13 protein-coding genes are annotated in these 13,099 nt (G+C 40.2%); 3 read left to right on the forward strand and 10 right to left on the reverse strand.

The annotated features are described in order from the left end of the window. The first annotated feature begins 104 nt into the window (after positions 1–104). The gene (locus IEX12_RS05540) at positions 105–1,133 is read left to right on the forward strand and encodes a nuclease-related domain-containing protein (protein ID WP_188724773.1); all 1,029 of its coding nucleotides are present in this window, start codon (positions 105–107) and stop codon (positions 1,131–1,133) included. Between the two features lie 98 nt (positions 1,134–1,231). Here IEX12_RS05540 and IEX12_RS05545 read toward each other — a convergent pair whose 3' ends face one another. The 3 genes from IEX12_RS05545 to IEX12_RS05555 form a co-directional block, all read right to left on the reverse strand. Continuing rightward, the gene (locus IEX12_RS05545; RefSeq protein WP_188724774.1) at positions 1,232–1,513 is read right to left on the reverse strand and encodes a hypothetical protein; all 282 of its coding nucleotides are present in this window, start codon (positions 1,511–1,513) and stop codon (positions 1,232–1,234) included. A 115-nt stretch (positions 1,514–1,628) separates the two neighbouring features. Beyond that, complete coding sequence (locus IEX12_RS05550) at positions 1,629–2,561, reverse strand: L-threonine 3-dehydrogenase (protein WP_188724775.1); 933 nt, start codon at positions 2,559–2,561, stop codon at positions 1,629–1,631. A gap of 363 nt (positions 2,562–2,924) precedes the next feature. Further along, on the reverse strand, positions 2,925–4,115 hold the full coding sequence (locus IEX12_RS05555; RefSeq protein WP_088052038.1) for a glycine C-acetyltransferase: 1,191 nt from the start codon (positions 4,113–4,115) through the stop codon (positions 2,925–2,927). 329 nt (positions 4,116–4,444) lie between these two features. On the opposite strand from IEX12_RS05555, the gene IEX12_RS05560 reads away from it, so the two are divergent. Continuing rightward, positions 4,445–4,624 carry a hypothetical protein gene (locus IEX12_RS05560; protein ID WP_088052036.1) on the forward strand — a complete coding sequence of 60 codons (180 nt, stop codon included), beginning with the start codon at positions 4,445–4,447 and terminating at the stop codon, positions 4,622–4,624. Between the two features lie 94 nt (positions 4,625–4,718). Here the strand turns inward: IEX12_RS05560 and IEX12_RS05565 are convergent, their stop codons facing one another. The 6 genes from IEX12_RS05565 to sigW form a co-directional block, all read right to left on the reverse strand. Beyond that, positions 4,719–5,519 carry a 3D domain-containing protein gene (locus IEX12_RS05565; protein WP_102414385.1) on the reverse strand — a complete coding sequence of 267 codons (801 nt, stop codon included), beginning with the start codon at positions 5,517–5,519 and terminating at the stop codon, positions 4,719–4,721. 578 nt (positions 5,520–6,097) lie between these two features. Further along, complete coding sequence (glmM, locus tag IEX12_RS05570) at positions 6,098–7,441, reverse strand: phosphoglucosamine mutase (RefSeq protein WP_088052032.1); 1,344 nt, start codon at positions 7,439–7,441, stop codon at positions 6,098–6,100. 162 nt (positions 7,442–7,603) lie between these two features. After that, a complete protein-coding gene (locus IEX12_RS05575) occupies positions 7,604–8,860 on the reverse strand; it encodes a CdaR family protein (protein ID WP_155555316.1) in 1,257 nt (418 codons plus the stop codon). Next, positions 8,853–9,674 (reverse strand): diadenylate cyclase CdaA, encoded by an 822-nt coding sequence (gene cdaA / locus IEX12_RS05580; protein WP_102414383.1) that lies wholly within the window; start codon positions 9,672–9,674, stop codon positions 8,853–8,855. Before cdaA ends, IEX12_RS05575 begins: the two co-directional genes overlap by 8 nt. A 421-nt stretch (positions 9,675–10,095) precedes the next feature. Further along, positions 10,096–10,737, reverse strand: coding sequence for an anti-sigma-W factor RsiW (rsiW, locus tag IEX12_RS05585; RefSeq protein ID WP_088052027.1), 642 nt, complete (start codon positions 10,735–10,737; stop codon positions 10,096–10,098). A 15-nt stretch (positions 10,738–10,752) separates the two neighbouring features. Next, positions 10,753–11,316, reverse strand: a complete 564-nt coding sequence (gene sigW / locus IEX12_RS05590) for an RNA polymerase sigma factor SigW (RefSeq protein WP_188724776.1) — start codon at positions 11,314–11,316, stop codon at positions 10,753–10,755. 148 nt (positions 11,317–11,464) lie between these two features. On the opposite strand from sigW, the gene IEX12_RS05595 reads away from it, so the two are divergent. Next, positions 11,465–11,620: an aspartyl-phosphate phosphatase Spo0E family protein gene (locus IEX12_RS05595; protein WP_230856196.1), complete on the forward strand. Its 156-nt coding sequence runs from the start codon at positions 11,465–11,467 to the stop codon at positions 11,618–11,620. A gap of 119 nt (positions 11,621–11,739) precedes the next feature. On the opposite strand, the gene IEX12_RS05600 is transcribed toward IEX12_RS05595, so the two are convergent. Further along, positions 11,740–13,065, reverse strand: coding sequence for a TrkH family potassium uptake protein (locus IEX12_RS05600; RefSeq protein ID WP_088052024.1), 1,326 nt, complete (start codon positions 13,063–13,065; stop codon positions 11,740–11,742). Positions 13,066–13,099 lie beyond the last annotated feature (34 nt).

Here is a 13,099-nt window from a genome sequence, read left to right on the forward strand (position 1 = left end):
TATTATCGGCAAATAGATCATGAAAAGTTCCTATATTAATAAAGGAATTTCATCTTTTTTGTCGAATATCTTACAATATCAACCACTAGGAGGAGGATTTTTATTTGTTTACGGTAAAGTATAGAACAAAACCATACGTTATTTTATGCTATGAGGCATTGTTTCGGAATTTGAAAGAAGGTTACCGGACACACCGAAAGCTCACAGAAGACTTTAATCGATTTAATGCCGGGTATCGCGGTGAAAAAGATGTAGATTATAACTTATCGCTTTTTCCCCATAAAAACTTCTACATTTTCCACAACATTCGCCTGAAAATCCACAATAAGAATTTTCAAATTGATACACTGATCGTTTCCAAAACATTCTTATGCATTGTAGAAATTAAAAATCTCGCTGGTACAATTGAATACGATCCGGAGTTGCATCAGTTAGTTCAGATTAATGGTGGAAAAATCACCGCATTTCAGGATCCTGTTTTACAGGCAGAGACACAAAAAATGCATTTAAAAGCATGGCTGCAGCAATTTAACATGTCTATCCCAATCGAAACATTAGTCGTAAGCAGTAACCCATCAACGATAATTAAAATCCAACAGGACGATCCCGTTATTTATCGAAAATTGATACGGAAGGAAAGTTTACATTTACATTTAAAAGCATTAACAGACAATTACACTGAAACTGTGCTAAGCAATATTCAAATAAAAAATTTAAATAATGCCATATTAAGTGGGGATATACCACATCACCCCAACTTAATAAAACAATATAATATTCAAAAGAAGCACCTTATTGATGGAATTGTTTGTCCCTCATGCTGGCAGACAGCAGTCGAACGCATAAACAAGAAGTGGACTTGCCGAAGCTGTACTGCAGAGATTAAATTGTTGCATGAGCGTATTATTTTGGATTATTTCCTACTTTTTAATAATACAATCACCAACCGGCAATGCCGTGAACTACTAAAAATTGATTCACCAAGTGTAATGTATTATCTACTGAAGTCAATGAAACTCCACTATGTTGGGAAAAATAGTGCAAGAAAATATCTCGCCCCAAGTATTGAAAATTATCCACAAAACTCCGATTACCCGGGTAAGCATAAGTCTGTGTTTCAACTATTTGATTAATATTACATTAGCTGCTGGACTGTTGAGTGACACAAGCAGAAAATGATCTAACTTTTTTGAAATTTGATAGATGAGAATCCATTTTGATCAATCTTTATTCAAAATGGATTCTTTATATTAATCTTAATCAAAGCTTCCATTCTGATTGTTTTCCGTATTAATCTGCGAAAGCCCCGACTGACTTTGCATTCTTCTCTATCGATGCTCACCTTTCCACTGTTGATGTTGCTCTCTTCTCTGTCGATGCTCACCTTTCCACTGTTGATGTTGCTCTCTTCCCTGTCGATGCTCACCTTTCCACTGTTGATGTTGCTCTCTTCTCTGTCGATGCTCACCTTTCCACTGTTGATGTTGCTCTCTTCCCTGTCGATGCTCACCATTTCACTGTTGATGCTCCGGTCAAAACCTCCGCATTCTTAGCTCAATCCTCCACACCCCCAACAATCTCCCTCCTATAAAAAGGCCCTCTCTCAAAAGAAAAGGCCTCTCCATCATTCATTTCCCAGCAATTTTCTCCAACATATCCTCAGTCATCCTGCCAATATCATATTCCGCTTTAAACCCCCACTCATCTGCTGCCGCTGAAGAGTCAAGTGAATTTGGCCAGCTTTCAGCAATATTTTGTCGTACTGGATCAACATCATACGAAAGCGTAAATTCGGGTATATGCTTTCTGATTTCTTTTGCAAAATCCTCTGGTGCTGCGGAGATCGCTGAAATATTAAATGCATTGCGATGCTTCAGGTTGTCCGGATTTGCTTCCATCAGCTGCATAATGGCGTTTAACGCATCGGGCATGTACATCATATCCATATAAGTATGTTCAGCAATGTAAGAGGTATATGCTTTGTTGTTAATTGCCTCATAATAAATTTCCACGGCATAATCAGTTGTGCCGCCGCCTGGCAATGTCACATGCGAAATTAATCCAGGATACCTCACCCCACGCGTATCAACACCGAATCGATGATAATAATAATCACAAAGTAGTTCGCCAGCCACCTTATTAACGCCATACATCGTTGTTGGGCGCTGGATTGTATCTTGTGGTGTATGATCTTTTGGTGTTGACGGCCCAAACGCTCCAATTGAACTAGGGGTGAAAAATTGCAAATTAAGCTCGCGCGCCACCTCTAATGCATTGATTAGCCCACCCATATTTAAGTCCCAGGCCATTTTCGGGATTATTTCCGCTTTGGCCGATAATAATGCTGCTAAATGCATAATGGTATCTACCTGATGTTCTTTGGCAACCGAAAACAATCGGTCGCCGTCCGTTACATCAACAATTTCAAATGGACCATCATTTTTTTCCTGTTTCTTTATATCTGTTCCAATTACATTTTCCGTACCATATGTTTTACGAAGTTTTGTAACAAGCTCTGAACCGATCTGTCCAAGAGCACCAGTGACTAGAATCTTTTTCATTCCATTTTACTCCTTGTTATAAAGTGAAACTTTATTCAGTTGGGGTTCTGACGCGCAGGACGTGCTCGTGCAGGTGAAGGCATGCGGCGGTTTTAACCTGCCCTTCCTCCCCTTGAACGAATCAAGACTGTTTCGCTCCCATCTTCCCACTTTTGGTTTACTCACACATAAAGCTAGAGGTAATAGCCCGTTAAGCGTGATAAAGTCATAGATGTACCAGATGGCGAAATTGGCTAGCTTATCAATTTCTACCAAATCCGCCATCTGACCTCTAATCGTTCATTATCATTATGCTTCCAAAAAACGGAGAATCATATCGGAAAAATCGGCGTCATTTCCTTCATCCCCAGCCTTACCCACTACCTAAATCAATCCCATTTCTTTCCCTGTTTTTTCATAAATAGCCAATGCATCATCAAGCATCGCTTTCGTGTGTGCAGCTGTTGGCATATTACGAACACGCCCTGTTCCTCTTGGCACGGTCGGGAAAACGATTGATTTTGCATAAACACCCGCTTCAATTAGTTTCTTGCTGAATTCCTGTGCAGCTTTTTCCTCACCAATGATGCATGGTGTGATCGGCGTTTCACTGTCGCCGATATCAAAGCCCAATTTTTTCAGTCCCGCTTTCAGGTAATCGCCATTTTCCCAAAGCTTTTCATTTAGTGCCGTACTTTCCATTAACAATTCAATTGCTTTGGTTGCAGCTGCTGCGTCGGCAGGTGTTACTGCTGTCGAGAACAAAAATGGGCGTGAGCGAACTTTTAGCCAATCAATTAAATTTTCCTTGCCCGCTACATAGCCACCGATCACACCAATTGCCTTGGAAAGTGTCCCCATTTGGAAATCAATTTTGTCCTGTAAGCCGAAATGTTTGACGGTTCCTGCGCCTTTTCCTAAAACACCGGATCCATGGGCATCATCAACATATGTAATCAGGTCAAATTCCTCGGCCACCTTAACAATTCCCGGCAGATCCGCGACATCTCCGTCCATCGAAAATACGCCATCGGTAATCACCATTATTTTATTGTAGTTCCCGGATTCGACTGCTTCCTTCGCCTTTTGCCGGAGGTCATCCATGTCCGAATGGTTGAACCGGATAATTCTAGCCTTTGATAAGCGGCAGCCGTCAATAATGGAAGCGTGGTTTAATTCATCAGAGAGAATAGCATCGTGTTTATCCATAACGGCCGAAATAGCGGCCATGTTACAGTTAAATCCAGATTGGTAGGAAATAACTGCTTCTGTCCCTTTAAATTCCGCCAATTTCTTTTCCAATTCAAGATGCAGATCGAGTGTACCGTTAATGGTTCGAACAGCCCCCGCACCAACACCATGAGTATCGACTACTTCTTTTGCAACCTTTTTCAGGCGATCATCAGTTGCCAGCCCCAAATAGTTATTCGAGGACAGGTTGATCAGTTTTTTCCCGTTGATCGTGATAACCGGCCCATTTGCACCTTCAACCGGATCAATTTCGTTATATAAACCACGTTCCTTTAAGTCAGCAATATTTTCATCTAAAAAAGATTGCAGTGCCTTGCTTGTCATTTTAATTTCCTCCTTCATATGTAAACGTATTAACGGAGCATAACCTTATTCCATAAATAAGTTTACCATAGTTATTCCTTTTTGTTTATTAATGGCTGTGTGTACGATATTATGTTGCTGATCATAACGTATAATTATGCGGAAATAAGGCCTTCTGCAAGTAGATGCAAAGGTGCCTGGTGTTTATCCAGCACGAGCGAGCGTTACCTGTCTAAACGGTAATGCTCCTAAGTTATCCCCTCCTTCCATCTATATCTAATCAGTTTCTTTCATTTTTGTAAGAATTACCGCCAAAATGTAACGAAAATCAATGGTTTGGAGGGCAAATTTTGATTATACTAATCCTAGACAGCAAAAGTGAAGGCGGGGGAGATAACATGAAAAAAGTTTTAATCGCGTTATTTTTGGTGTTAATCCTTGGATTTGGTATTATTGGCTATACACAAACTATTTCCAAGCCAGCTGATACAAATGACCAAAATCGTGCTTCTTTAACCATACAATCGTAATTCCATGTTTTTTTTATCATAAAAAAAGGAAAACACCAAATATAAAGGTGTTTTCCTGATACTTTGCTAACATTCAACAATTCAAATGTTTATTTTATTTTAGGATCGTTACGTCCACTGTACGTACACCCCATTGGGTTGCATCGTCTTTGTTTGGAACGTGGACATCAATTTTATTGCCTTTGATAGCACTGCCAACGTCTGCTGCAGTTGCATGCCCATAGCCTTCTACATAAACTTCTGAACCTAACGGGATTAGATCTGGATCAACTGCGATTACTTTTGCATCTGGATTTGCATTCAAGTCAATCCCTGTTGATGTCACCCCTGAGCATCCGTCACAATCGGATGTATAAGCTGTTGCTTTAACCGTAACTGTTTTACCTTGTGGTGTGTCATCTTTTTTTACCGTTTTGGCAGGTTCCGTTTTAGAAGCCTTCTGTGTATTTTCATTCGTGCTTTCATTATCGTTTGATGATGATTCAACAGCGTCATCGTTTGATACGTTAGTAGCATCGTTGGTTGATTGCTCTTCCTGGACAATGTTTACACCTTTAATTTCTAATTTCTGGCCGGCTACTATCAAGTCAGATGTTAAATCGTTCCATTCCTTAATATCATCTACCGCTACATCAAACTTTTTACTGATACCGCTTAATGTATCACCTTTTTCCACCTTATATGTCTCATTGATAAATAGTTTTTGATTCGGGTGAATAGTGGTAGATTTCAATTCGTTTATTTCAACTAAGTCATCAACGGTAGTGTTGTATTCATTTGCAATGTCCCAGAGGCTATCTCCTTCTTGGACTTTGTATTCTTCTGCTGAAACATTCGTTACAGCCGCGCCAGCAATCATGACACCTGTAGCAAGTGCTGCTACCATTTTCTTCATAGGGTAGTCCCTCCTTCAAATTCTGACATTGCCTATACTATCACAGGAAATGAGGCAATGCAGTTACAGAATCGTTAAGACTCTATTACAAGCATTACCAAATCTACTAGAATGTATTACAAATATAATAGATTTGTGACAAAAGGCTGTGTTTCTTACATTATGTAGGACTAAGGAACTATATTGATGCAAGTTTTCATTACGACTTTCGTTTTTTGTAACTCCGTATTTCATCCTTGCAATTATTCCTTTATGAGGCAGTTTTGGGCTGATAGAATATATTCTTCATTTCCGCGGTTTAAACAGGCTATGTTCTAAAATTCTTTTATGATAAAGTGAAACTTCATTTAGTGGGGATATTACAGTCCGTTAATGCGTAATAAATTGCACCTTAATATCTGCTCTAGTAATCTTTACCTGTTTGCTTAATGATAACCGTTTTGTTTGGCCCATTATAATTCCAATTAGTAATTTCGTTGACCAGCCAAATTTTAGAAAGCAAATGTCGTCAGGCCCTGTGAATAATTTCAAAGGCGAAAAAAACTGCTCTTATATAAGAGCAGTTTCGGCAAATTGTATTATTTTATTCCCAGTAAATCGTCAATTACTTTGACAACCCGATCCGCATACCGTTCACAGTCTTCCTTGGATGACGCTTCCACCATGACCCGGACAAGCGGCTCTGTCCCTGACGGTCGGACAAGCACGCGTCCTTCCCCGGCCATTTCCTGTTCAACTGCATCGATCGCCTCTTTTATCTGCGGATTGGTCATAGCATTTTTCTTGTCGGTTACCTTCACATTTTTAAGTACTTGCGGATATACTTCCATTTCATCAGCAAGTTCCGACAATTTCTTGCCCGTTTCCTTCATCACGTTTACTAACTGAAGCGCTGATAACATTCCATCGCCCGTTGTATTGTAATCGAGGAAGATAATATGGCCAGACTGTTCACCACCCAGATTGTAGCCGCCCTTACGCATTTCTTCCATGACATAACGGTCACCAACGGCAGTTTTATCACTGCGCATCCCATGCTTCTCTAGCGCCTTATAGAAACCCAGATTGCTCATCACCGTGGAGACAACTGTCTTATGTCGCAGGAAACCTTTTTCATTCATATATTTTCCACAAATATACATGATTTTATCGCCATCAACAATATTTCCCTTTTCGTCAACGGCAATCAGACGATCACCGTCTCCGTCAAATGCAAGGCCAATATCTGCCCCTTTCTCGGTAACAAAGGCCTGCAAGCTCTCAGGGTGTGTGGAACCAACCCCATCATTAATATTCAAGCCATCCGGTGATGAACCGATCGTGAAAATATCTGCTTCCAAATCGGCAAACAAATGTGTCGCCAGTCCCGAGGTTGCACCATGCGCACAATCCAAGGCGATTTCCAGTCCGGCAAAATCATTATCAATCGACTCTTTTAAGAAGGAAAGATATTTCTGTCCACCTTCAAAGTAATCATTCACAATTCCTAAATCAGCACCAACCGGGCGTGGAAGGGTATCCTCGCCTTCCATTAGTGCCTCAATCTCATCCTCCTGTTCATCCGACAGTTTAAAGCCATCCGGTCCAAAAAACTTGATCCCGTTATCCTCGACCGGATTATGCGAAGCAGAAATCATCACCCCTGCCTGTGCACTCGTTGCTTTTGTTAAATAAGCAACCCCCGGAGTTGAAATAACGCCTAACCGCATTACCTCAGCACCAATCGATAACAGCCCTGCAACAAGTGCCCCTTCCAGCATATGACCGGAAATACGGGTGTCACGTCCAATTAGGACTCTCGGCTTTTCTGTTTCCTTTGTTAATACATATCCGCCAAAGCGTCCTATTTTAAATGCTAATTCTGGTGTCAATTCAAGATTTGCTACTCCTCTGACACCGTCTGTTCCAAAATAATTTCCCATGCTGTACCTCTCCTTTTCTCCAATTAACCAACTCTTGCAAAGTGAGAGTAAAATTGTCTATCCTTCTTAACTGTTAAACATTCCCTTTTAGCTAATAAAACCTTACCCGTTTATCCTACAGACCGGCAGTACTAATTGAACCGGTCACTTCCACTTCTGTGTCTAAGTGATTTCAATGGTTACCTCTTCAAATTCACCTGTATACTCATTGCCCTCAGGTCCTTCAATCATTACCGGAACCTGATGTTCTCCCTCACCCAGTCCATCCGCATTAACGGATAGCTTAATATCTTCATTTTTGAGTTTATCTATATCTTCCTGTTTCCCATTAACTGTAACATCCATTTTTGGACTATTTGGCTCAACAAACGACACTTCTTGTTCATTCCCCAGATTTTCTACCTCAATAGGGACATCGTTAATTGTTTTCGTCGTTTTCGTTGTTTTCGTCGTTTCCGTCGTCTTCGTCTGTTCAAGTTCTATGGTTACATTTAATGAATCCTGATCACGGGCTTTCACACCATCCGGCAAGGCAAAACCAATATCAATTGTCCCTGACTCCGTAATTTTGGATAAATCAATTTCTTTTGTAGCAGCCTGTTCAAGATCCTGTAGTGAATTGCTTGTCCCAAAAACCTCTATTTCATTAACTTCAGGAGTAATGGATACAAGCGAGTAACCATCTGGCAATTTCCCGGTTGTCTTCACACTTACCGGTACTTTTTTACTTGGATTATTGATTTCTGCTGATACTTCAACATTTTCCGGGTCAATCGCAACATTTAATTCATTCCCCTGACTGTCATAAACCTTGACCGGAACCTCTCGGCTATTAATCGATTCGGTTAATTCCGCAACATCGACAAACACCTTTACGGAGGCGATCTGATCTACAACGCTTTTTGAGCTTCTAATTGTTACGGTTTGGGGATTGACCATGAAATCTCCAAGCTCATAACCACTAGGCAGCTTATCTTCATTAATAAAATCAACATCCACATTAAATTCCTTTGATGCTCGCTCTTCAATAACGACATCAATCGTCTTCGGTTCGATATAGACCTTCAAATCGTCCGAGATATTGGCATATTTTATTTCTACCTTGTGTTTTCCCTCGCCTAAACCACGCAAATCGACAAACACTTCGAAATTCCGCTGTTTTGCCGCCGGTGCCAATACACTCTGCGGTCCCTCGAGTGACATACGTACATGCTCTGGTACACCGCTTACGACAAAGTTTTTATCAATTCGAATATCCACGGGGACATTATCGATCGTCTGTGTTTCATTTGACGTACCAAAAAATCGATTTTCAGCACTTTTATCATTTATTTCCACATTGACAAATATGAACAGCAATACCGCAAACGCCAACGAAACAGCTCGGACAAACCATTTACTTTTAAACCAATTATCCATTTCGTTTCCCCCTCCTGATCCATGACTTTGATTCAGGGGATTTCAATGTTAAGGCTAAATTTTCTCGTAAAAAGTCTCTTAACCCATCCTGGTCCAAATTCCTATGTAATTCACCATTTTTTGTACAAGATATATAGCCTGTTTCCTCCGATACGACGATCGTCAACGCATCTGTCACTTCACTAATCCCCATTGCCGCCCGGTGCCTTGTTCCTAGCTCCTTTGAGATAAACGGGCTTTCCGATAATGGTAAGTAACAGGCTGCAGCTACGATTTCCTCCCCTTTTATAATGACAGCACCATCATGCAACGGTGTATTCGGGGTAAAGATATTAGTTAATAATTGGTGTGTCAGTTTTCCATTGATCTGGATACCTGTTTCTGTATAGTCACCCATCCCTGTTTCACGAGCAACCGAAACAAGTGCACCGATACGCCGTTTGGCCATATAGTTTGCCGATTGAACAATCGCTTCAATTGTCTGTTCGATCCTCTCTTCCTCCGACCTTGCTCCCCTGGAAAAAAAATTGCCACGGCCAAGCTGCTCTAATGCCCTTCTAAGTTCTGGCTGGAATAAAATCACAATTACCAAAAATCCCCAAGTTATAGCGTAATTGGTTATCCATTGAACTGTTTGCAGCTCGAATACAATACTTAAAAGCCAAACTATCAATACGACTGCAATTCCCTTCAAGAGCTGAATTGCCTTTGTACCTCTGATTAACATGATTAATTTATATAATACATACCAGACGAGACCAATATCTACGCCAATTCGAAGCAGGTCTAAAACGTCAAATCCCCCATCAAGCATGCTTACACTTCCCTCTGATCATAAAACTCCATCCATTCTATACTTAATAACAGTATATATTATATCATATTTCCCCAATGAAAAGAACAAAGGCGCAAGCACCCGGTTAGCGGCGTATATGCTGGACTGAGCCGTAGGAGATAAAGGAAACACGACGACCAGAGGGAGTCGATGTTGACTTATCGTACGGAGGCGGGTGTTGCATACTAGCCGCTGGGTGCTGGAGCCGGACGTGGCCTATCCTGACATAAGCGGAATAGAGCCCATATTCTTATACTTTTTACCTAATAAAAAACCCGGGAAATATCCCAGGTGAAATTTTAGACCATCTTCTGTTGCCAGCAAGTGGACCCAATTTATGCGCCGGATAACTGGGCGTCATAATAAACAACGTCCAGCCCAGCGCCTCCAATTTTCCGGATTATAATTCCCCGAATGAAAAAATGCTTCGAAAAATATTTTTTAAATGGTACCAAATCCATTCAAAAACCTGATCAACCTGTTTAAATTCCCCGTTAACTTCCCCTACCGAGGCCATTAGTCCTTTCCCGTCAATGGAACTGTCGATAAGTTTTCCATTAATCAAAGTAACATTGCCGTCAACAGTTCCGTCAATTTTCAGATTGCCATTTTTAACAAGCAGGTCTCCAGAAACCGTTACCCCCTCCGGAACGATAACGGTGTCTCCATCTATGACTAAATTTTCCTGTTTGGAGACAACTAGCTGGTTATCCTGATTCCAGGCAGAGAATATTCCACTAAACATTAGAATAAAAAATATCGCAGCAGCAGTAATGATTGGGTGCGCCTTAAACCAGCGCTTGTAGCTGACGCGTTTTCTTTCCTTTGGCAGCTTCGCCATAACCTTTTGTGTGAAGTCTTGCGGCGCCTCTATACGCTCGGTACTTTGAATCCAGGTAATCGTCCGTTTTAATTCATGAAAGTGCTGTTGACAGCTTTCACAGTTTTCCAAATGCAGGCGCAAGTTCGCTTCTTCCGTTTTCGTTAAATCTCCATCTAAATATTTATGCATAAGCTCAATCGCTTCATGATTGCATCCCAAACTGTCCACACTCCTTTACACGTGACGAAGCTTTTTGCGTAATGCTTCCCGTCCTCGGTGAATCCGCGTTTTTACCGTCCCTAATGGAATGTCCAGGATTTCACTAATTTCTTTCAAGGAAAATTCCTCTAAATACCTTAACATAATAATGGATCGGTATTTCGGTGGCAACTCGGAAATTTCCTGATGAATATAGCTCTGTAATTCCAAATTTTCCACTTCTTCTTCTGGCAATCGATTATCGGCCTGAAGCAGGGAATACATATCCAATCCCTTTGTACCCTTTATATCAGCATCAAGATAATAATCCGGTTTCCGTTTTCGTAAACGATCGATCGTCAAGTTTGTTGCAATTCGATAGAGCCAGGTAGAGAACTTCCGCCCTTCATCATACGAATCGATATTGATATATGCCCGAATAAAAGCCTCTTGCGCTATATCCTCCGCCTCGTGCGCATTACCAAGCATCCTGTAACAATGCTGGTAAATTTTATTCTGAAAAAAGGTAACGATATCGGCAAAAGCCGCTTGATCACCTTTTTTTACCTGTTTTATTTTCTCTTTAATCATCAAGTCCATTATCAAGTACCTCCGCTAGCCTGCGGTAAATTGTGTTACGAATCAAGTCTCAAAAGGTTTCACTTTTCTTATAAAAAAATAAAAACTTTTTTATTGCAAATATATAGGGAATTCCATATTATAGTATACTAGATAGGGGGATAGTTGTGTGGAAAATTTACTAAAAAAAATCGAACAATGTCGTAATGAAATGATCACGTTAAGTTGCTCGTATGAATTAACGTCTGATATTGTCGTAAAATCCAGTAAACAATTGGATGAATTATTGAATGAATATCATACTAAAGCAGCAGCAAGTGCATAACAGCTTACTTCTTGGATAATACATATAATTCATCATGACAATAGAAAATAATAAGGGTAAAAAAAGACATCAAAATTTCTTCACGGAATTCAATGTCTTTTTTATTTGTTTCGATTTTTTTATCCTGTTAAAACGTCCTCACTCGGATAACGGACCTTATCGAATTTGGTTTTTGCTAATGAAAACATTAACGTAAGCGGGCCCAGCTTGCCAATAAACATCATAAAGATGATAATACACTTCCCAACATCTGATAAATCGGCGGTCAGCCCCATTGACAATCCTACTGTTCCAAACGCTGAAATCACCTCAAAAACAATTGGCAGAATGGGCCTACGTTCCGTAATACTCAATGTCAAAATAGCCAGGAAAATAAAGGTTAAGCTTATGGTTAAGATGGCTAGTGATTTGACGACTAGTGTATTGTCAATTCGTCTATGTTTAATAACAATTTCTTTCTTGCCTTTTAAGAAGTTAACAACAGCAAATACAATAATTAGAAAAGTTGTTAATTTGATCCCGCCTCCGGTAGATGCACTACCTGCACCAATGAACATTAATAGCATCATCAGTAATATAGTAGGTTCTTCCAGGCCACCGATATCAACCGAATTAAACCCTGCCGTTCTTGGCGTTACCGCTTGAAAATACGAGCCATATAATTTATCCATAAATGATAAAGTCCCTAATGTTGCATCATTATTAAACTCAAAAATAAAGATAAATAACATAGCGGCAACGTTCAGCACTACTGTACCGACGATCATTAATTTGGTGTGCAGTGAAAACTTCTTATAAGATCGGTTATACCACATATCTGTTAAAACCGTAAATCCAATTCCACCAGTAATAAATAATAGGCTAATCACACTATTAACAATTGGATCGCCAACATAAGCTGATAAGCTGTCAGGCCAAACAGAAAAACCCGCATTGTTAAAAGCGGAAATGGAATGAAATATACTAACATAAATTCCTTTTTGTAAGCCAAATTCCGGCACCCAGCGAAACGTCAGAATGATAACAGCTATTGCTTCAATTGTAATGGAAAAGAAGAATAGCTGCTTTACCAGCCGAATCACTCCACCATGATTTGGCTGATTTAATGCTTGTTGAATAATCAGGCGCTGCTTCAGACCTATTTTCTTCCCAAGCATGATAAATAACAGGACAGCAAAGGTCATAATACCAAGACCACCCGTTTGAATTAACCCCAAAATAACAACTTGCCCAAATAAAGTAAATGTTGTACCTGTGTCAACGGAAGCAAGTCCCGTAACCGTCATCGCTGATGTACTCGTGAATAGTGCATCAATCCAGCTAATCGATACAGTAGTTGCAAATGGCAGCTTCAGCAGGACAGTACCAATCAGAATAAAACAACTAAAAATTAAAATAACAAATTGCGGTGGGTGAAGATTGATTCGTCTTTTACGTAAATTCATCTGCTGTTTCTCCTCTTTGGCTATATATCGAGGA

It is taken from the genome of Lentibacillus populi, assembly GCA_014642895.1.
Classification (GTDB): Bacteria; Bacillota; Bacilli; order Bacillales; family Amphibacillaceae; genus Lentibacillus_C; species Lentibacillus_C populi.

Coding starts and splice junctions, on each gene's coding strand:
- IEX12_RS05545 (WP_188724774.1), bottom strand. CDS start 1,513: ATGGTGAGCATCGACAGGGAAGAGAGCAACATCAACAGTGGAAAGGTG.
- IEX12_RS05550 (WP_188724775.1), bottom strand. CDS start 2,561: ATGAAAAAGATTCTAGTCACTGGTGCTCTTGGACAGATCGGTTCAGAG.
- IEX12_RS05555 (WP_088052038.1), bottom strand. CDS start 4,115: ATGACAAGCAAGGCACTGCAATCTTTTTTAGATGAAAATATTGCTGAC.
- IEX12_RS05565 (WP_102414385.1), bottom strand. CDS start 5,519: ATGAAGAAAATGGTAGCAGCACTTGCTACAGGTGTCATGATTGCTGGC.
- glmM (WP_088052032.1), bottom strand. CDS start 7,441: ATGGGAAATTATTTTGGAACAGACGGTGTCAGAGGAGTAGCAAATCTT.
- IEX12_RS05575 (WP_155555316.1), bottom strand. CDS start 8,860: ATGGATAATTGGTTTAAAAGTAAATGGTTTGTCCGAGCTGTTTCGTTG.
- cdaA (WP_102414383.1), bottom strand. CDS start 9,674: ATGCTTGATGGGGGATTTGACGTTTTAGACCTGCTTCGAATTGGCGTA.
- sigW (WP_188724776.1), bottom strand. CDS start 11,316: ATGGACTTGATGATTAAAGAGAAAATAAAACAGGTAAAAAAAGGTGAT.
- IEX12_RS05600 (WP_088052024.1), bottom strand. CDS start 13,065: ATGAATTTACGTAAAAGACGAATCAATCTTCACCCACCGCAATTTGTT.